Annotated in this window: 20 protein-coding genes; 8 read left to right on the plus strand and 12 right to left on the minus strand. The window is 65.9% G+C overall.

Translation table 11 applies throughout. The features are described 5' to 3' along the window. The first annotated feature begins 38 nt into the window (after positions 1-38). Positions 39-467 (plus strand): HIT family protein, encoded by a 429-nt coding sequence (locus tag VGN82_RS14650; protein ID WP_327527751.1) that lies wholly within the window; start codon positions 39-41, stop codon positions 465-467. Positions 468-1,043: 576 nt separating this feature from the next. Next, positions 1,044-1,712 (plus strand): hypothetical protein, encoded by a 669-nt coding sequence (locus tag VGN82_RS14655; protein ID WP_327527752.1) that lies wholly within the window; start codon positions 1,044-1,046, stop codon positions 1,710-1,712. A gap of 30 nt (positions 1,713-1,742) precedes the next feature. Here VGN82_RS14655 and VGN82_RS14660 read toward each other — a convergent pair whose 3' ends face one another. The 5 genes from VGN82_RS14660 to clpS form a co-directional block, all read right to left on the minus strand. Beyond that, entirely contained in the window at positions 1,743-2,099 is a 357-nt protein-coding gene (locus VGN82_RS14660; protein ID WP_327527753.1) for an AzlD domain-containing protein, read from the minus strand. Beyond that, positions 2,096-2,818: an AzlC family ABC transporter permease gene (locus VGN82_RS14665; RefSeq protein ID WP_327527754.1), complete on the minus strand. Its 723-nt coding sequence runs from the start codon at positions 2,816-2,818 to the stop codon at positions 2,096-2,098. The genes VGN82_RS14660 and VGN82_RS14665 overlap by 4 nt, the downstream gene beginning before the upstream one ends. Before the next feature lie 166 nt (positions 2,819-2,984). Then, a complete protein-coding gene (locus tag VGN82_RS14670; RefSeq protein ID WP_327527755.1) occupies positions 2,985-3,263 on the minus strand; it encodes a hypothetical protein in 279 nt (92 codons plus the stop codon). Between the two features lie 4 nt (positions 3,264-3,267). Next, on the minus strand, positions 3,268-5,784 hold the full coding sequence (clpA, locus tag VGN82_RS14675; RefSeq protein ID WP_327527756.1) for an ATP-dependent Clp protease ATP-binding subunit ClpA: 2,517 nt from the start codon (positions 5,782-5,784) through the stop codon (positions 3,268-3,270). Positions 5,785-5,832: 48 nt separating this feature from the next. Then, positions 5,833-6,174 carry an ATP-dependent Clp protease adapter ClpS gene (gene clpS / locus VGN82_RS14680; RefSeq protein ID WP_327527921.1) on the minus strand — a complete coding sequence of 114 codons (342 nt, stop codon included), beginning with the start codon at positions 6,172-6,174 and terminating at the stop codon, positions 5,833-5,835. 287 nt (positions 6,175-6,461) lie between these two features. On the opposite strand from clpS, the gene kdsA reads away from it, so the two are divergent. The 3 genes from kdsA (at position 6,462) to VGN82_RS14695 (ending at position 10,222) form a co-directional block, all read left to right on the plus strand. Further along, a complete protein-coding gene (gene kdsA / locus VGN82_RS14685) occupies positions 6,462-7,343 on the plus strand; it encodes a 3-deoxy-8-phosphooctulonate synthase (protein ID WP_327527757.1) in 882 nt (293 codons plus the stop codon). Next, entirely contained in the window at positions 7,336-8,550 is a 1,215-nt protein-coding gene (locus VGN82_RS14690) for an MFS transporter (protein WP_327527758.1), read from the plus strand. Before kdsA ends, VGN82_RS14690 begins: the two co-directional genes overlap by 8 nt. Positions 8,551-8,707: 157 nt before the next feature. Further along, positions 8,708-10,222 carry a pilus assembly protein TadG-related protein gene (locus VGN82_RS14695; protein WP_327527759.1) on the plus strand — a complete coding sequence of 505 codons (1,515 nt, stop codon included), beginning with the start codon at positions 8,708-8,710 and terminating at the stop codon, positions 10,220-10,222. A 40-nt stretch (positions 10,223-10,262) separates the two neighbouring features. Here VGN82_RS14695 and queF read toward each other — a convergent pair whose 3' ends face one another. Further along, complete coding sequence (gene queF, locus VGN82_RS14700) at positions 10,263-10,718, minus strand: preQ(1) synthase (protein WP_327527760.1); 456 nt, start codon at positions 10,716-10,718, stop codon at positions 10,263-10,265. 260 nt (positions 10,719-10,978) lie between these two features. Between queF and VGN82_RS14705 the strand changes: the two genes are divergently transcribed. Then, positions 10,979-11,179, plus strand: coding sequence for a hypothetical protein (locus VGN82_RS14705; RefSeq protein ID WP_327527761.1), 201 nt, complete (start codon positions 10,979-10,981; stop codon positions 11,177-11,179). Here the strand turns inward: VGN82_RS14705 and VGN82_RS14710 are convergent, their stop codons facing one another. After that, positions 11,180-11,305, minus strand: coding sequence for a hypothetical protein (locus tag VGN82_RS14710; RefSeq protein ID WP_327527762.1), 126 nt, complete (start codon positions 11,303-11,305; stop codon positions 11,180-11,182). It lies immediately after the preceding gene. Positions 11,306-11,539: 234 nt separating this feature from the next. Between VGN82_RS14710 and eno the strand changes: the two genes are divergently transcribed. Beyond that, positions 11,540-12,823, plus strand: coding sequence for a phosphopyruvate hydratase (gene eno, locus VGN82_RS14715; RefSeq protein WP_327527763.1), 1,284 nt, complete (start codon positions 11,540-11,542; stop codon positions 12,821-12,823). A gap of 3 nt (positions 12,824-12,826) precedes the next feature. On the opposite strand, the gene VGN82_RS14720 is transcribed toward eno, so the two are convergent. Continuing rightward, complete coding sequence (locus VGN82_RS14720) at positions 12,827-13,537, minus strand: hypothetical protein (protein ID WP_327527764.1); 711 nt, start codon at positions 13,535-13,537, stop codon at positions 12,827-12,829. 222 nt (positions 13,538-13,759) lie between these two features. Here VGN82_RS14720 and VGN82_RS14725 point away from each other — a divergent pair, with 222 nt between their 5' ends. Then, positions 13,760-14,668, plus strand: coding sequence for a DMT family transporter (locus VGN82_RS14725; protein ID WP_327527765.1), 909 nt, complete (start codon positions 13,760-13,762; stop codon positions 14,666-14,668). Here VGN82_RS14725 and VGN82_RS14730 read toward each other — a convergent pair. The 4 genes from VGN82_RS14730 to VGN82_RS14745 all read right to left on the minus strand — a co-directional run bounded on the left by VGN82_RS14730 (position 14,648) and on the right by VGN82_RS14745 (position 17,888). Further along, positions 14,648-15,433 (minus strand): hypothetical protein, encoded by a 786-nt coding sequence (locus VGN82_RS14730; protein WP_327527766.1) that lies wholly within the window; start codon positions 15,431-15,433, stop codon positions 14,648-14,650. The genes VGN82_RS14725 and VGN82_RS14730 overlap by 21 nt on opposite strands. Further along, positions 15,430-16,608: a tRNA guanosine(34) transglycosylase Tgt gene (gene tgt / locus VGN82_RS14735; protein ID WP_327527767.1), complete on the minus strand. Its 1,179-nt coding sequence runs from the start codon at positions 16,606-16,608 to the stop codon at positions 15,430-15,432. Before tgt ends, VGN82_RS14730 begins: the two co-directional genes overlap by 4 nt. A gap of 74 nt (positions 16,609-16,682) precedes the next feature. Further along, positions 16,683-17,453 (minus strand): hypothetical protein, encoded by a 771-nt coding sequence (locus tag VGN82_RS14740; RefSeq protein ID WP_327527768.1) that lies wholly within the window; start codon positions 17,451-17,453, stop codon positions 16,683-16,685. Between the two features lie 78 nt (positions 17,454-17,531). Further along, positions 17,532-17,888: an ArsC family reductase gene (locus VGN82_RS14745; RefSeq protein ID WP_327527769.1), complete on the minus strand. Its 357-nt coding sequence runs from the start codon at positions 17,886-17,888 to the stop codon at positions 17,532-17,534. Between the last annotated feature and the right edge of the window lie 3 nt (positions 17,889-17,891).

Below are 17,891 nucleotides of genomic sequence, written 5' to 3' on the forward strand. Positions count from 1 at the left end.
TGCTCTCGCCCATTTCCTCTCGCCCGCCCGGACCCGCCATGACCGCCTATGACAGCGCCAATGTCTTCGCCAAGATCCTGCGCGGCGAACTTCCCTCCCACACGGTCTATGAGGACGCCGAGACGCTGGCGATCATGGACATCATGCCCCGTGCGGACGGGCATGTGCTGGTGATCCCGAAGGCCGCGTGCCGCAATGTGTTCGACGCACCAGCCGACGCACTGAAAGCGGTCGCGGTGACGACGCAGACGCTGGCCCGTGCCGTCAAGGCCGCGTTCAACGCCGATGGCGTCACCATCCAGCAGTTCAACGAGGCGGCCGGGGGGCAGGTCGTGTTCCACCTGCATGTGCATGTCATGCCGCGCTTCGAAGGCGTGGCGCTACGGCCGCATACCGGCGCGATGGAGAAGCCGGAAATCCTGACGACGAATGCCGAGAAGATCAGGATGGCGTTGCAGGCCCGCTGAGCAGGAAAAGGCGGGCGCCGCCGTTACCGCCGCCTGCTGCGAGAGACAGCGCAGATCCGAGACCACCGCAAGGCCGCACAACGCCAAGCTTGCGTTTTGCGCGAAACGACAGCATTATGCAATTTATGATTGCATAGGTGTCGCGATGCAGGCATTCCGAGCACTCATCACCGTTGCGGCCTTCATGGTGGTCGCTCCGGTCGCCGATGCCCAAAACTGCCCGATCCGCAGATTGCCGGACGGATCCTATACGGCGGAATGCCCGTCGCAGATGCCTCCGGCTCCAACGACGCGCCCGCTGGGGCCCCAGAATGCCTTTCCGGGAGCGCCGACAAGCCGCTTTGCCGTGCCGAGCGCCGTCCCAAGCCCACGGTTTGACGGCATCCCAATGCCACCTGGCGCCCAGATTCCATCGATGCCCATGCCGATGCCGCCGAGACCAGCTCCGCCCTACTTCGCAATCTGCTTCATTCCGGCAATTGGCTCTTGCCAGATCAGCTATGCGAGCCCGATTCCACCCGGGCAACCATGCCATTGCTATGCGCCCAACGGTTCCCTGCTCGCGGGCTTGACCCAGTGAGCCCGCTGAAGGCCGAGACTGTCTTTCTCGTGCTGCTCATCGCGCTCTTGTCGGGTTGGGCCGGGAGACAATTCACATTGCTCGAGCGTGCAGTGCCCGATGTCGAGATACCTTCGACACACTCCATCTCGACATGCGTGGAGAAGCGGGCAACGCCGGCGATCCAGACCGCCAATATGATGCTGGCAAGAGAGCATTTGACCATCTGCATCGAAGAGGTCAGCCGGCATCTCGAACTCAACGACTTTCAGATCCGGCGGATGAAATTCTTCAGCCAGTACTATGCCGAAAAGGTCTCGCTCTGGATGGTCGTGTTCGTCACCGTCGCCGGCGTATTCCTGTCGGCCTTCCAGCTCTGGACCAGCTATACGATCGCCCGTTCAACGGCAGGGGCAAGCACGGACAGCCATGAATTGACCCTCGAGACCGGCAGAATCATCATCAAGTCATCAGCGATAGGCCTGATGGTTCTGTTCACCTCACTGGCGTTCTTTCTCGTCTTCGTGATCAATGTCTATAAGCTCGAGGAAGTTAAGCAGGAGATCCGCGCTACGCCGCTCCAGCCCGCCGCCCAGCAGGTCTTCAATGCGGGGACGCTCGTTCCGTTCGAGAAGCGATCTCAGCCAGGAGCGGCGGAACAGAGCGAGCCGAGCCCACCGAACTGAGTTCGCTCCGAGCCTTGCCCCTGAACCGTATCAGCCCAACCACCACGCCCCGGCGATCAGAGTCGCCTCGCCGGCCAACACTGCCAGCAGCACGCGCCGGCGGTCGAGCAGCATGATGGCGAGCGTGACGGCCAGTGCCGCGACGCGGAGCGCCAGCGGAACGGCAGCGAGCGCCCCCGGTGGCGCGACGATCAGCTTGGCGACGATGCCGGCGAGCAAGGCCGTGGCAACGGCGCGGACCCAGTCGAGAGCGGGCGAGTCGGCGTCGATGCGCCGCGAGAACGCCACCGCGAGCCAGCGCCAGATTTCAGTCGGCAGAACGGCGAAGAACAGGAGCGCGAGATAGGGCCAGAGCGGTCCGTCGAGCCCGGGAATCGGCTGGGTCATACCCTGCGCCTCCCCGGCCGCAGCGCAAAAGCGATGGTTCCGGCGATCAGCCCCGCCACGATCAGATCGAAACCGCCACCAATGAAGCGGTCGCAGATCGGCGCCAGCGCAAGGCCGAGCACGATCGCGACGACATCGCCGCGGTGGCGCAGGCCGGCCGAGAGCGACGCCAGGAAGAAGATCGGCGTCAGGCACAGCAGTCCGGCAGCGAACGGGATGGGCAAGGCGCCGACAAGATAATAGCCCAGGAAGGTCCCGACCGAGCTCGTCGCCATGCAGGTGTTGGCGAAGCCGAGGAAATACACCACGCGCTGCGGCGGCGGCACATGGGGCAAGCGTCGCAAGCCCTCCGTCCACGCGGTGACGGCGACGTAATGCGCCAGGAGAAGCTGCATCCAGACGCTCTGGCCGGGGCGCCTCAGCAAGGGCAGGATCGCCACCGTCATCGGCAGGAAGCGCAGAGAGGCGAAGCCGATCGCAATCGCGATCGCGCTCCAGGCGGCGCCCGCTGCGATCGAGGCGAAGAAGATGACCTGCGAGGGGCCGGCCCAGACCAGCATGGTCGAGAGCACGGCGACCTCGACGGGGTATCCGACGTCGCGCGCCAGCGAGCCGACGCCGACGAGACCGAAGCCAACGACCCAGGCCGGCAGCGACAGCGCATCGCGCATGCCGGCCAGCGCAACGCGCCCCCAGCTCCAATCGGCTGACACGGTCATGAAGGCATCAACACGCTGCCGGCTCGGCCTCGAAGAAGGTCAGGCCCTGCCGCTGGAGCGGCGAGCTACAGCTGTCGTCACTAGAGCATCAGGCCGGCCGAACCGAGCCCCGGCGGCGGATGGTCGGCCCTGCACCAACTGCACAGGCTGGCCAGCCGGGATGCCGTCAGCGCCCGCCCTTGAAGACGATGCCGATCAGCTCGTTGCCGAAGTCGATCAGTTCCTTCGGAATTCCACCGACCGACTTCACCGCGAGATAGATCCCGTAGACGAAGGCGGGCACCAGAATCCAGCCGAGAACCTCCTCGAACATCTTGCGCCGCCGCCGACGGCGGTCGCGCTTCTCGAACCAGCTGAGCTTCTGCTTGCGCACCGGAGCGGCCTGCTCCGGTGCCGGCTCGGCCGCATGAGCGAGCAGGGTGTCTGTCTTGCGCCTGAAAAACACGCTCTCAAGCCTTCGTCAGCGGGACCTTGGGGACGGTGCGGACCGCACGCTGCGCCTTCGGCGCATCCGGAGCCTTGCCCCCACCCGAGGAGCCACCGCGGCGCGGACCGGCGGAGGCCGGCTTGGTCGCGGAGGAGGCCTTTGCGCGCGGCTTGCGCGCGCGCTTCTCGGCGGCGGCGGCCACATCCTTCTCCGGCTTGGGCTTGACCGGCCCATCCGGGAATTCGAGGCCGAGCACCTTGATGCCCGTCTCCGACTGCACCACCACGACCTTGACGGCACCGCCATTCTTCAGGCGCCCGAACAGGACCTCGTCGGCGAGTGGCGTCTTGATGGTCTGCTGGATCAGCCGGGCCATCGGGCGAGCGCCCATCGCCTCGTCATAGCCGTTCTCGACCAGCCATTCGCGAGCCTCGTCGCTGAGCTCGATCGTGACATTGCGATCGGCGAGCTGTGCCTCGAGCTGGAGCACGAACTTGTCGACGACGCGCGCCACGACCGTCTTGGGCAGGTGGCCGAAGGAGATCACCGAATCGAGCCGGTTGCGGAACTCCGGAGCGAACAGCTTGTTGATCGCCTCGGTGTCGTCGCCCTCGCGCTTGCTGCGGGTGAAGCCATAGGCGTTGCGGGCCATGTCGGCCGCACCGGCATTGGTCGTCATGATCAGGATGACGTTCCTGAAATCGACCTGCTTGCCGTTGTTGTCGGTCAACTTGCCGTGGTCCATCACCTGCAGGAGGATGTTGAACAGGTCGGGGTGCGCCTTCTCGATCTCGTCGAGCAGCAGCACCGAGTGCGGATGCTGGTCGATCTGGTCGGTCAGGAGGCCACCCTGGTCGAAGCCGACATAGCCGGGAGGGGCGCCGATCAGCCGCGAAACGGTGTGGCGCTCCATGTACTCCGACATGTCGAAGCGGATCAGCTCGACGCCGAGCGAGGTGGCGAGCTGGCGCGCGACCTCGGTCTTGCCCACCCCGGTGGGACCCGCGAAGAGATAGCAGCCGATCGGCTTCTCACCGTCGCGCAGACCGGCGCGGGCCAGCTTGATCGACGACGACAACGCCTCGATCGCCTTCTCCTGACCGTAGACGGTGCGCTTCAGCGTGGTCTCGAGATTGCGCAGCACCTCGGCGTCGTTCTTCGAGACGGTCTTGGCCGGAATGCGCGCCATCGTCGCGACCGCGGCCTCGATCTCCTTCACGCCGATCGTCTTCTTGCGCTTGCTCTCGGTCACCAGCATCTGCGAGGCGCCGGTCTCGTCGATGACGTCGATCGCCTTGTCGGGCAGCTTGCGGTCATGGATGTAGCGCGCGGAGAGCTCCACCGCCGCCTTGATGGCGTCGTTGGTGTAGCGCAGCTTGTGGAACTCCTCGAAATAGGGCTTCAGCCCCTTCAGGATCTCGATCGTGTCCGGGATCGACGGCTCGTTGACGTCGATCTTCTGGAACCGACGCACCAGAGCCCGGTCCTTCTCGAAATACTGGCGGTACTCCTTGTAAGTCGTGGAGCCGATGCAGCGCAGCGAGCCGGAAGCGAGTGCGGGCTTGAGCAGATTCGAGGCGTCCATGGCGCCGCCCGAGGTCGCGCCGGCGCCGATCACCGTATGGATCTCGTCGATGAACATGATCGCCTTGGGATGCGCCTCGATCTCCTTCATCACCTGTTTGAGGCGTTCCTCGAAATCGCCGCGATAGCGCGTGCCGGCGAGCAGCGTGCCCATGTCGAGCGAGAAGACGGTCGCGTCCTCCAGCACCTCGGGCACCTCGCCGCGGATGATCTTGAGAGCGAGGCCCTCGGCGATCGCGGTCTTGCCGACGCCGGGGTCGCCGACGAGGAGCGGGTTGTTCTTCTGCCGGCGGCAAAGGATCTGGATGGTGCGCTGGACCTCGGCCTCGCGGCCGATCAGCGGATCGATCCGCCCGTCCCTCGCCTTCCGATTCAGGTTGACGCAGTAAGCCTCGAGCGCGCTTTCCTTTTTCTTCTTGTCCTTGTCGGCCTCATTGCCCTGATCGGCACGCGAATCGCGTTGCTGCTCGGGCTCCTCCTCGACGCCGCGCACAGGGCGCGACTCGCTCGCGCCCGGGCGCTTGGCGATGCCGTGGCTGATGTAGTTGACCGCGTCATAGCGAGTCATGTCCTGCTCCTGCAGGAAATAGGCAGCATGGCTCTCGCGCTCGGCGAACATGGCGACGAGGACATTGGCGCCGGTCACTTCCTCGCGACCGGACGACTGGACATGGATGACGGCGCGCTGGATCACGCGCTGGAAGCCTGCGGTCGGCTTCGAATCATCGCGTCCGTCCGTGACCAGGTTGGCCAGTTCGGCGTCGATATAGTCGACGAGATTGCGCCTCAGCATGTCGAGATCGACACTGCAGGCGCGCATCACCGCCGCCGCATCCTGATCATCGACCAAAGCCAGAAGCAGATGCTCGAGCGTGGCGTATTCGTGGTGGCGTTCGTTGGCGAGGGCCAAGGCCCGGTGAAGCGCCTGTTCGAGACTGCGCGAGAAACTCGGCACGGATTGCGCTCCTATTCCGATTTCACAAGGGTGAGCGAACTCAAAACTCTACTTCTTCTCCATCACGCACTGCAGCGGATGCATGTGCTTGCGCGCCAGATCCATCACGAGCGTGACCTTCGTCTCGGCGACCTCGTAGGTGAAGACACCGCATTCGCCGACGCCGTTCTGGTGCACATGCATCATGATCTGCGTCGCCGCGGCGCGGTCCTTCTGGAAGAAGCGCTCCAGAACGTGAACGACAAACTCCATCGGAGTGTAGTCGTCGTTCAACAGCAGGACGCGATAAAGATTCGGCTTGCGGGTGCGGGTCCGGGTCAGAACGGCCGTCCCCGTGCCGTCCCGCCCGCCATCGCTCGGCGAAGGCGGACGCTTGGGGCGATCAGCCATTCCGCGCGGCTCGACACAGACCACCGGCCAAGGCGCCACGGCGTCGCCCGACCCCATGATGTCCTTTGCCTGCGTCATCGTCGCTGCCGTTTCTCTCAAGATCGCTTCCTGGCGCTTCCCACCCGACATAATGCCTCGCCGATGAATTTACAGACCTCGCCGCCGCTTCGCCAGTGCGTTCGACGCAAACTCGCAGCCTAATGGTCGCAGCCTAGCGACCTCAGCTGGGCTGTGGCTTGACCCGCAGCCCCTGCCGGTCATAAGCCCGGCCCCACATCATCTCGGAGATGCCGCCCATGACCGCCAATGCCATCGTCTCCGTCGGCGCCGACCTCGCCTCCCCGGTTCGCTTCGGCAACGGCCTCCCGCTCGCGGTGATCGCCGGCCCCTGCCAGATGGAAAGCCGCAATCACGCGCTCGAGACGGCCTATGCCCTCAAGGAAATCGCTGAAGAGCTCGGCATCGGGCTGGTCTTCAAGACATCCTTCGACAAGGCCAATCGCACGAGCGTCAAAGGCGAGCGCGGGATGGGCCTGAAGGCGGCCCTGCCCGTCTTCGCCGATATCCGCGCGGAGACCGGCCTGCCTGTCCTGACCGACGTGCATGAAGCGGGCCAATGCGCCGCGGTCGCCGAAGTCGTCGACGTGCTGCAGATCCCCGCCTTCCTCTGCCGCCAGACCGATCTCCTGGTCGCCGCGGCCCGGACGGGACGCGTCGTCAACGTCAAGAAGGGCCAGTTCCTCGCTCCCTGGGACATGGTCAATGTCGCGGCCAAGGTCACCGAGAGCGGTAACCCGAACGTGATGGTGACCGAGCGCGGCGCCTCCTTCGGCTACAACACGCTCGTCACGGACATGCGCTCACTGCCGATCATGGCGCAGTCGATCGGCGCCCCGGTGATCTTCGACGCGACCCATTCGGTCCAGCAGCCCGGCGGCAAGGGCTCGTCGTCGGGAGGCCAGCGCGAGTTCGTGCCCGTGCTGGCGCGCGCGGCTGTCGCCGTCGGCGTCGCGGGCGTGTTCATCGAGACGCATGAGGACCCCGACAACGCGCCCAGCGACGGGCCCAACATGGTGCCGCTCAGCGCCTTCCCTGCGTTGATCGCAGAGCTGCAAGGCTTTGATCGCCTTGCCAAAGCCAAGGCGAAGCCTACGCTGGCGTATGTCTGATACGCCGCCTCCGGCGCCCGCTCCCGCGCCGGCGCCCATCTCGCTGACTCCGCTCATCCTGGTCCTCGGCGCCTGCGGCTTCGCCTCGACATTCACCATGCGGATCATCGATCCGCTGATCCCGACCCTCGCCGGCGAGTTCAGCCGCAGCATCCCCCAGATCGTGGTGATGGTGACGGCGTTCTCGCTGTCCTACGCCCTCGGCCAACCATTTCTCGGCCCCCTCGCCGATGCCATCGGCAAGATCCGCACGATCCTGATCTGCCTGCTGGCGCTGGCGCTGTTCTCGGCCGTCGCGGCCCTGGTGAACTCCTTCGAGGTGATGGCGGTGGTACGCGCGGTAGCCGGCGTCGCCTCGGGCGGCATCATCCCGATCGCGATGGCTGCCATCGGCGACCGCGCGCCGATGCAGGACCGGCAGGTCGCGCTCGGCCGCTTCACCGTGCTGATGATCATCGGCCAGATGTCGGGCTCGGCCTGCTCGGGCCTCATCGCGACCCATGTGGGCTGGCGCGCCGTCTTCCTCTCGGCGACGGCCATTTCCCTCCTGGCCGCCGTCCTCGTCAGCGTCGTCCTCAAGCCGCGAAGCAACGTCACCCGCAAACGGCTCAGCCTTTCCGGCGCACTCGCCAATTATCGCACGGTCTTCGCCAATCCCCGCACCAAGCTGCTCTACGGCCTCGTCATCATCGAGGGCATCCTGCTGTACGGCATCCCCGCCTATGTCGCCGCGTTGCTGTTCGAGCGCTCGGGCGTCGGGCCCGCCCAGGCGGGCCTCGTCATCGCCGGCATGGGCTTCGGCTGCCTGGTCTACGGGCTGCTGACGCGCATCCTCGTCGAGCGGCTCGGGCCGACGCTGATGACGCGCACCGGCGGCGTGGTCTGCGGCATCGCCATGGCGCTGTTCGCCTTCGACTGGCCATGGTGGACCGCGATCCCGATCTTCGCCGCGCAGGGCTTCGGGTTCTTCCTGCTGCACGGCACCTTCCAGGCGCAGGCGACCGAGCTCGCGCCGAGCGCCCGCGGCTCTGCCATGGCCCTGTTCGCCTGCAGCTTCTTCCTCGGCCAGGCCACTGGGCCGGTCGTGATGGGCTTCGCCATGCACCTGCTCGGGTCCGGCACAGCCATCCTGCTCTTCGCGGTCGCGATCGCCATCTTCGGCTATGTCACGCCGCGGATCCTGCCGATCGCCGGCAGCCGCACCTGAGCGGACCGCGCCGGCGCGGCCCGGACGCCATCGTGTTTCGACGGTTGGCGGAACGGAATCTCAATATCTCCGCGTCATGGTCACGCTCACGGAAGCAACGTGCGCGGAACGGCCAGCACCCCATGTAGTGCAGGCCATGGGCGCCAAGAGAGACGCCATGATGAGCCAGTTCTCGATGGATGCGTTTTTTCGGCTTGCCAGCCGTTTTCGCAAACAGGAGTCCGGTTCGACCATCACCATGTTCGCCTTTGCTGGCGTCGTGCTGATCGGCATGGCAGGCGCGGTGATCGACTATGGGCGGGTCACCAAGGCCCGCGCCTCGCTGCAAGCCGCAACAGATTCAGCAGCGCTCGCAGCAGCGCGCCTGCCGAGCAAGGACACCGCCCAGTTGCGGGCGGCGGCAAACAAGTTCTTCGTCGCCAATACCGACAGCATCGACGGCAACAACATCGAGATCACGGATTTCGCATTTCAGGAGTCGACCGGAACGGTGACGATCGACAGCAGCGGCGTGCTCGACACCTCGCTGATGTCGGTGATCGGCATCAAGACCATGCCCTTCAGTGCCAAATCCTCGGCGGTCAAGGAGGTCAGCGGCACCGTCGAGATGGCGCTCGTGCTCGACAACACCTGGTCGATGTCGGAGAGCGCCGGAAGCGCCGATTCCAAGATCACGGTGCTGAAGGCGGCAGCCAAGAGCCTCGTCAACACGGTGCTCGCCTCCGGCGGCTCCAATGTGAAGATCGGCATCGTGCCATTCGCCGACTACGTCAATGTCGGCACCGGCAATCGCGGCCAGTCCTGGATCTCGGTGCCGGCGGATTACTCCGAGACCAAGACGACGACAACGCCGGCCGTCCCCTACACCTGCACCACCGTCAGCACGAAGCAGGTCTGCACCAAGGGCGCTCCCAAGACCTGCACGAGCTACACCGACGGCGTGCCCTCGACATATGACTGCACGCCCCAGACCTGCACGACCCAGCCGGTCACACCCTACCAGCAGTGCAGCGGAGGCACGCCGGAGAAGACGACGACGACGACGACCAACTATAAGTGGTTCGGCTGCGTCTATACGCGCAACAGCGGCACGACCCTGCTCCTGCCCGACCAGACCACGACGACGCTCTACAAGGGCATTCAGCAGACGAGCCAGACCTGCCTCAACCCGATCGTGCCCCTGACCACTAACAAGACGACGCTGACGAGCGCGATCGACGGCCTGATCATCAATAGCGGCAGCTACAAGCCCTCGACCTATATTCCCGACGGCATGGTCTGGGGCGTCAACCTTCTGTCGCCGGCCGCCCCATTCGCGGAGGGCGCGGCCTACGACACCGCCAACAAGCTGCCGCGCAAGGCGCTGGTTCTGATGACGGACGGCGCGAACACCCGGACCTTCAATTCGGACGGCTCGCACACGAATGCGTCCTCGACCACCCAGGTCACCAAGGCGAACACCGACACATCGAAAGTCTGCGCCGAGGCCAAGGCGAAGAAGATCGAGGTGTTCACCGTCGCCTTCGCGGTGACGGACGCGGCCGCGAAAACGATGCTTCAGGGCTGCGCCACCGACGCCGAGCACTACTACGACGCGACCAATGCCGCCGCACTCGCCGCTGCCTTCCAGGCTATCGGCCAGTCGCTGACGAGCCTGCGCCTGTCGCACTGAGCCTGGCCCGCCGGCCACCGCCCTGTCCGGCGGGGCCGGATCAGCGCCCGCGATAGGGCGCGACGCCCTGGTCGGGCAGCCACAGCCCCTTCGGCGGCTCACCGGTCTGCCAGAACACATCGATCGGGATGCCGCCGCGCGGGTACCAGTAGCCGCCGATCCGGAACCATTCCGGCTCGAGCAGTTCCACCAGCTTCTTGCCGATGCCGACCGTGCAGTCCTCGTGGAAGGCACCGTGATTCCGGAAGGCGCCGAGATAAAGCTTCAGCGACTTCGACTCGACCAGCCACTGGCCCGGCAGGTAGTCGATCACCAGGATGCCGAAATCAGGCTGTCCCGTGACGGGGCAGATCGAGGTGAACTCCGGGCAGGTGAAGCGGGCGAGATAGTTCGTGCCGGCATGGGGGTTTGGCACGCGGTCGAGGCGTGCCTGTTCGGGCGATGCAGGCAGCTCGGAAGGCTGCCCGAGCTGTAAGGTCGAGGCGTCGATCGACATCGTAAGGCTCCTGAGGTTTGGCGCCTTCTAGACCATTGCGCGAGAGGCTGGGAACCGTTTTCGCGGCTGTGGTTATCCCCAGAAGCGTCTCGCCTCTGCCGCAAATACGCCGCCACTTTATTTCAAATCCCGCCCCGGCCGTAAAAGGGATCGGAGCAACCGGCCCGCCACAATACTCATCTTGCCCGCAGCGATTCTGTGGCACGCACCCAGCCGGACGCCCCCGTCAGACCATGATCATTGCCGGCATATTGTTCATCATGGGCTTGCTGATCGGCCTTTCCTACAATTACCTCGCGATCATCGCAGCCTGTGTTGTGATAACGCTGATCATGGTCCCGCTCTGGCTGGTAAGGCAGGATTTCGGGCTGCTCAGCGTCCTGGTCTGGATCGGCTATCTCTTCGCGATCCAGAGCGGCTTCCTCGTCGGCGGCTATGTCCGCACGGATGACGATCCCTGATTACCAGAACCAGACGGGGCGGCCCGCCAGCGCGCACAGCCCTGCCCACCAGGCGAGTGTAACCACGACCGAGGCCAGCACACGCACCAGCGACGGGCGACGGCGATCGGGCATGATCCGGAACATCTTCGTCTCCCGCTGAAACAGTCGGCCTGCAAACATCGGGAGGGCCGCAAGATGCGGACCGGGGCCGGGTCTGATGATCGGGTTCTCCCGCGCCCGCGGGAGCCGGCAGCCGGCCCTTGCGGCCGGATTTCGCCGCCATAGCGAGCAGCTCCCGGATTTGAGGCTTCCCGAGCGCGGGAGCGTTGGCTAGAAGCGCGGCTGACACCCCTCTTTGCGCCCGCCACGGAGTTTTCCATGACCGCGATCATCGACATCATCGGCCGCCAGATCCTCGATTCCCGCGGCAACCCCACGGTCGAGGTCGATGTCGTGCTGGAGGACGGCTCGATGGGCCGCGCCGCCGTTCCGTCCGGTGCGTCCACAGGCGCCCATGAGGCCGTGGAACTGCGCGACGGCGACAAGAGCCACTATCTCGGCAAGGGCGTCCTGAAGGCGGTCGAGGCCGTCAACGTCGCTATCGCCGAGCGGCTCGTCGCCATGGACGCCGAAGACCAGGTCGCCATCGACGAGGCGATGATCGAGCTCGACGGTACGCCCAACAAGTCGAAGCTCGGCGCCAACGCGATCCTCGGCGTCTCGCTCGCCGTCGCCAAGGCTGCAGCCGAGGCCGCCGGCCTGCCGCTCTACCGCTATGTCGGCGGCACCTCAGCCCGTGTCCTGCCCGTGCCGATGATGAACATCGTCAATGGCGGCGCCCATGCCGACAACCCGATCGATTTCCAGGAATTCATGATCATGCCGATCGGCGCCCCCTCCTTCTCGGAAGGGCTGCGGATGGGCTCGGAGATCTTCCACACGCTGAAGAAGAAGCTCCACGATGCCGGCCACAACACCAATGTCGGCGACGAGGGCGGCTTCGCGCCGAACATCAAGTCGGCGGAAGCTGCGCTCGACTTCGTCATGCAGGCGATCGAGGCCGCCGGCTACAAGCCCGGCGAGGACATCGCGCTGGCGCTGGACTGCGCCGCAACGGAGTTCTTCAAGGATGGCGCCTACGTCTATGAGGGCGAGCGCAAGACCCGCGAGCCGAAGGCGCAGGCGAAGTACCTCGCCAAGCTCGTCGGCAGCTATCCGATCGTCTCGATCGAGGACGGCATGTCCGAGGACGACTGGGAGGGCTGGAAGGCGCTGACCGATCTCGTCGGCTCCAAGTGCCAACTCGTCGGCGACGACCTGTTCGTGACCAACGTCACGCGCCTCTCGCAGGGCATCAGGACGAAGACGGCGAACTCGATCCTGGTCAAGGTCAACCAGATCGGCTCGCTGACCGAGACGCTTGCCGCGGTCGAGATGGCGCAGCGCGCCGGCTACACCGCGGTGATGTCGCACCGCTCGGGCGAGACCGAGGATTCGACCATCGCCGACCTCTCGGTCGCGACGAATTGCGGGCAGATCAAGACCGGCTCGCTCGCCCGTTCCGACCGGACCGCGAAGTACAACCAGCTCCTGCGCATCGAGGAGGAACTCGGCGCCCAGGCGGTCTATGCCGGCCGCGCCGCGCTGAAGGCGCTGGCGTAAGGCTCACAGGCGCGGCAGCAGGTCCGAGGCGCGCGACAGCGTCCAGCTTCCTGCCGCGCCGACGAAACCGACCGCGCCATAGACCGCATCGCCCATGCGGGACACCGGCGCGGGAACATTGACGCCAAGCACGCTGCGCTGCTGCGGCTTGGCTTTCTCGATGGTCGCGGGAGCGTTCGGCGCGGCCTGAACCGCGGCGACCTGAACCGCCGCCCCCTGCACCGGCGCGATCTGCAGCGGCGTGAATTCGGCCGTTGCGACGTTGCGCTCGACGACCGGACGGCGAGGCGGAAGCGCCTGCGCCTGCAGGGAGCGGGCGCGCGGCTCGGTCGTCGTCGCCTGACGGATCTGGGGCGCTGCAGCCACCTGCGCAGCCGGCAGCGTCCAATCCAGCGACATCGGCATCATGATCGCCGCCGGACTGACGAGGCCCGAACCCTCCGCTCCCCGCAGCGGCGCGTCGGCGTCGATGGCATCATGGTGGCGGTCGCGGATCTTGCCATCGGAGGCGACAGGCGAAACCCAGCGCTCCGTCGCTACCGCTACGGCGCTGGTCTCGACCGACTCCGCCGGCCCTCCGAAGAACGGCAGGGCGATACTGCCCGGCAGGGCCAGCGCCGCAGCCGCGAGCGCGGAGGCCGCCACCGAGACCGCCGCCTGATTGCCGACACCGCGGAGGAAGCGGACCGAAGCCGCAAAGACAGAACCCGACATATCCGAAGCTCCTGATTGAACGACAGCAGGAGAATAGCGGCAGCCCGGCGCGAGAACGGCTGAATCGGGGAGCAATTGCGATGCTTCGTCTCCAATTGTTTCCAGATCGCCGCGAACGGTATTGCTGCACCTGCGAACATGGCGCGCAGGCGCCATGCAGCGGCCGCGCTAACGCCGGGCCGTCAATCGCGCGATACCTTCGAGATGGACCAGATCGCGCCTATGTCCGAAGCCACGCAGGTTCGCGAGAAGCGGCGCCGACGCCTGGCTTTTGCCTGCATGATCGCAAGCGTGCTGATCTTCGGCTCGAACTTCGTCGTCAGCCGCTATGCGGTTCTCAACGGTCTGACAGTGCATGACATCATGGCTCTGCGCTTCGGTACGGCGGGGCTCATCCTGCTGCCGCTTTTCCTGCGCGACAGGCTGATCACCCGGGTCGGCTGGCCGCGCGCCACCTTTCTTGCCGTCTCGAGCGGCTTTCCCCTGAGCATGCTCATGCTGTCGGGCCTGAGCCTCGCGCCCGCCGCGCATGGCGCCACGATCACGCCAGGTACGGTCACGATCATCGGGATCATCGGCAGCGTCATCATGTTCGGCACGGTCGTGACGCGCTCCCTCGTCATCGGCATCGTCTGCATGCTGGCCGGGCTGGCCTGTCTCGCCTTTGCCGGCAGCAGCTCGGGCGGGCACAGCACGCTCGCCGGCGATCTGATGTTCCTGTGCGCGGGGCTGGTCTGGGGCGGATATCCCCTCGCGATCCAGCGCTGGAACATCGATGGCCTGCGGGCCAGCGCGATCGTCTCGGTGCTGTCGCTCGCCTATCTGCCGATCTACGCGCTGTTCTTCTTCCGGGGCTTCGACATTGCGCCCTGGTGGGTTCTGCTCGGCCACGCGCTCTATCAGGGCGTGCTCAACGTCATCCTCGGATTGTGGATGTGGGGCCTGGCGGCCCATGTCCTCGGACAGTCGGTCGTCGGGCGATTTCCCCCGCTGATCCCCGTGACCGGCACGCTGCTGGCGATCCCGCTGCTCGGCGAGGTGCCGGCGCCGCTGCAATGGCTCGGAATCGCGCTCATCGTCGGAGGCCTGTTCGTGACCTCCTGGCGCCGCTCAGCGCGCGCCTCGGCTTAGGCGCATCAGCGCCAGGTTCCAGCCGACGCAGAGTGCGAGCCCGAGGCTCAGCGACCCGGCCGAACCCAGCGGAACGGCGGTCAGGTGCACCAATGCCATCGCCAGTCCGAAGCCGATCAGAGCAAGCGCGCCATTGGCGATGACGGCGGCGGTCGCCGGACCGCCGATCCGCGGCTGAAGCATCGCGATCATGCTGCTCAGGACCACCGGCAGCGCCGCAAGCGAACCGGACCAGGTCGGCCCGACATAGGCGCTGACGGTGGTGACCGTGCCGGCGAGCGTCGCGACGAAGGCAGCGCGCATCGGGATCAGATACCAGGGCCGGCCCGGTGGCTGCTTCGGCCGTGCGGCGAGATAGGGCCGGAAGAGCAGGTGCAGGCCGCCATAGACCAGAATGGTCGCGGCAATCATGACCACGAAGGACGGCTCGAGCGTGCGCAGCAGGAACAGCACCGCCGTCCAGGCGAGCAATGCGGCCGTCAGGCAGGCGAGCGTACCGAAGCGCTGCGCCAGGAGCACATAGGCGAGGCTCAAGCCCGCATTGGCGAGGTTCGAGGTCATGCCACCGAGCGTGCTCTGGGCGATGAAGGCCGCATCGTGCTCGAGCGCGAGGAACACGAAGACCGGCCCGGCCGAGATCGGCAGGGTCGCGATCATCGCCGCGATCATCGGTCCGCTGCGCTCGGCCAAGAGCGAGCACCCGACGACGACCGCCGCGGCGGTCGCCATCTTGAGAACCAGCATCAGGAACCAGGGGTCGATCACGGCGTGCCGGAGGTGTCGCCGCGCGCCCAGCCCTCTTTCGTCTCCGCAACGAAATCCGCGAGCCTGCCGGCCGCGACCGCGGCACGCAGCCCCGCCATCAACTCCTGATAGTAGGCGAGGTTGATCCAGGTCAGCAGCATCTTGCCGAGCATTTCCTCCGCCTTGACGAGGTGGTGGAGATAGGCGCGCGACCAGCCGTTAGCCGCCGGGCAGGACGAGGCCTCGTCGACGGGGCGCGGATCCTCGGCGTGCTTGGCATTCTTCAGGTTCATGCGGCCGAAGCGGGTGAAGATCTGGCCGTGGCGCCCGGCCCGGGTCGGCATCACGCAATCGAACATGTCGACGCCACGGCAGACCGCCTGGACGATGTCGTCGGGGGTACCGACGCCCATCAGGTAGCGCGGCTTCGCCAGCGGCAGATGCGGCTCGACCGTCTCGATCATCGCCAGCATCACCTCCTGCGGCTCACCGACGGCGAGCCCGCCGATGGCGTAGCCTTTGAGGTCCATGGCGGCGAGCTCGCGCGCGCTCTCGACGCGCAGGCGTGGCACCGCCCCGCCCTGGACGATGCCGAACAGCGCCCGGCCCGCCGGGTCGCCGAATGCAGCCTTGCAGCGCTCGGCCCAGCGCAGCGACAGCCGCATCGCCTTCTCCGCGACCTTGTCCTCGCAGGGCAACGAAACGCATTCGTCGAGCTGCATGACGATATCGGAACCGAGCAGGTTCTGGATCTCGACCGAACGCTCGGGGCTAAGCATGTGCTTCGAGCCGTCGATATGGGAGCGGAAGGCGACGCCCTCCTCGGTCAACTTGCGGAGGTTGGCGAGGGACATCACCTGGAAGCCGCCGGAATCGGTCAGGATCGGGTGCGGCCAGTTCATGAAGCGATGCAGGCCGCCGAGCCTGGCGACACGCTCGGCGCCCGGCCGCAGCATCAGGTGATAGGTGTTGCCGAGCACGACATCGGCGCCGAGCTCCCGGACCTGGTCGGGATACATGCCCTTGACGGTCGCCGCCGTGCCGACCGGCATGAAGGCCGGGGTGCGGATCGTGCCGCGCGGCATGCGGATTTCGCCCGTGCGGGCGGCGCCGTCGCGGGCATGGAGATGGAAGGTGAAATCGGTCGGGCCAGGCAGCGGCGCCAGCGGCTCGGAGATATGGGGCTGAACGGTCATGGCCCGCGAGGTAGCGCAGTCGGTCCCATTGCGAAAGGGCATGTCCCGTGTGGCGAGTGCGCGTTCGCCGCGCGTCAGACGTCCGGGCGAGCCCGATAGGATCGACGCAGCGCAAACACCAGGATCGCCACCGTCAGCCAGAGTCTGATCGTCGCAAAGATGAGGACGTAGCTGAAGGACAGCAGCACCTTGACGTTCGTAGGAACTCCCTGTCCGGCCCAGACGTCGCGGATCAGAAACCGGAACCAGCTCTGGACCGGATGAAGCAAAAGCGACGCTGCGGCGACCACGAGCACCGCCGGCACGAGCCAGGCAGCCCGCCGCGCGAATTCACGCATCGCCCTGACCAAGCTGGGCTTGGCGTCCTCGTCGACCTGCAGGACCATCAACAACACCAGAGCCGCGACGAAAGCGCTCCACAACCGGCCGTGATCCGTCCGCTGGTCGAAGGCGATCCCGTCGAAACCCAACATGAAGTCGCCGGGTTGCTCGACGAGCCCGGAGGCCGCCGCCACGATGGTCGCCGCGATCAGCAAGCCGAAAACGGGCAGCAGCACGGTCCGCGCCATCCTGGACTGCTGGGAGAATCCCAGATCTCCGAGGCTCGTGCGCCCCCGTGTCACCTCGATCATACGCCATGTGACAACCACGAACGCCAACAGCAGGGCGATGTTCGCGATGACGACCGCCGGCAGGGCGATCAACCCGCCGAAAAAGGCGATGACGCGCATCGTCGCGGCCACCATGAGCCAAGGCAGCGCTCCGATCTGGCGAAACGGGCCATAGGAGACCGATGGCAGCGTCATGCGCGCCGGAGGATGGCGTTCTGTCATGTCGCGCATCATAAGCGCGACACTTCAATCAATGATTGAAAACGCCGATCAATATCGCGGCATGGCTGACTGCCGGGCTCGGCTCCGAATTCAATTCGTCCCGACCAGCGCCGCCTCGTACAGCTCCGGCTTGAAGCCGACAATCGTCCTGCCCTTGCCGAGATCGAGCACCGGGCGCTTGATCATCGAAGGCTGCGCCAGCATCAGGGCGGCTGCCTTCTGCGCATCAAGCCCCTGCTTTTCGGCCTCGGGCAAGGCGCGAAAGGTGGTGCCGGCCCGGTTCAGCACGGTTTCCCAACCATGCTCCCGCAACCAGCCCTCGAGCGAGGCCCGATCGATGCCGCTCGCCTTGTAATCATGAAAGCCGTAGCTCACGCCATGTCCGTCGAGCCAAAGCCGGGCCTTCTTCATCGTATCGCAGTTCTTGATGCCGTAGATGGTGATCATCCT

Origin of the sequence: Allobosea sp. (assembly GCF_035999205.1) — a bacterium.
In the GTDB taxonomy this organism is placed as follows: domain Bacteria; phylum Pseudomonadota; class Alphaproteobacteria; order Rhizobiales; family Beijerinckiaceae; genus Allobosea.

Excerpts from the sequence above, each read along its gene's own strand:
- VGN82_RS14720 (WP_327527764.1), bottom strand. The coding sequence starts at position 13,537 with ATGTCGGGTTCTGTCTTTGCGGCTTCGGTCCGCTTCCTCCGCGGTGTC.
- VGN82_RS14745 (WP_327527769.1), bottom strand. The coding sequence starts at position 17,888 with ATGATCACCATCTACGGCATCAAGAACTGCGATACGATGAAGAAGGCC.
- VGN82_RS14725 (WP_327527765.1), top strand. The coding sequence starts at position 13,760 with ATGTCCGAAGCCACGCAGGTTCGCGAGAAGCGGCGCCGACGCCTGGCT.
- tgt (WP_327527767.1), bottom strand. The coding sequence starts at position 16,608 with ATGACCGTTCAGCCCCATATCTCCGAGCCGCTGGCGCCGCTGCCTGGC.
- VGN82_RS14710 (WP_327527762.1), bottom strand. The coding sequence starts at position 11,305 with ATGTTCCGGATCATGCCCGATCGCCGTCGCCCGTCGCTGGTGCGTGTG.
- kdsA (WP_327527757.1), top strand. The coding sequence starts at position 6,462 with ATGCCGCCCATGACCGCCAATGCCATCGTCTCCGTCGGCGCCGACCTC.
- queF (WP_327527760.1), bottom strand. The coding sequence starts at position 10,718 with ATGTCGATCGACGCCTCGACCTTACAGCTCGGGCAGCCTTCCGAGCTG.
- VGN82_RS14660 (WP_327527753.1), bottom strand. The coding sequence starts at position 2,099 with ATGACCCAGCCGATTCCCGGGCTCGACGGACCGCTCTGGCCCTATCTC.
- VGN82_RS14695 (WP_327527759.1), top strand. The coding sequence starts at position 8,708 with ATGATGAGCCAGTTCTCGATGGATGCGTTTTTTCGGCTTGCCAGCCGT.
- VGN82_RS14740 (WP_327527768.1), bottom strand. The coding sequence starts at position 17,453 with ATGATGCGCGACATGACAGAACGCCATCCTCCGGCGCGCATGACGCTG.
- VGN82_RS14705 (WP_327527761.1), top strand. The coding sequence starts at position 10,979 with ATGGGCTTGCTGATCGGCCTTTCCTACAATTACCTCGCGATCATCGCA.
- VGN82_RS14665 (WP_327527754.1), bottom strand. The coding sequence starts at position 2,818 with ATGACCGTGTCAGCCGATTGGAGCTGGGGGCGCGTTGCGCTGGCCGGC.
- clpS (WP_327527921.1), bottom strand. The coding sequence starts at position 6,174 with ATGGCTGATCGCCCCAAGCGTCCGCCTTCGCCGAGCGATGGCGGGCGG.
- VGN82_RS14690 (WP_327527758.1), top strand. The coding sequence starts at position 7,336 with ATGTCTGATACGCCGCCTCCGGCGCCCGCTCCCGCGCCGGCGCCCATC.
- VGN82_RS14650 (WP_327527751.1), top strand. The coding sequence starts at position 39 with ATGACCGCCTATGACAGCGCCAATGTCTTCGCCAAGATCCTGCGCGGC.
- eno (WP_327527763.1), top strand. The coding sequence starts at position 11,540 with ATGACCGCGATCATCGACATCATCGGCCGCCAGATCCTCGATTCCCGC.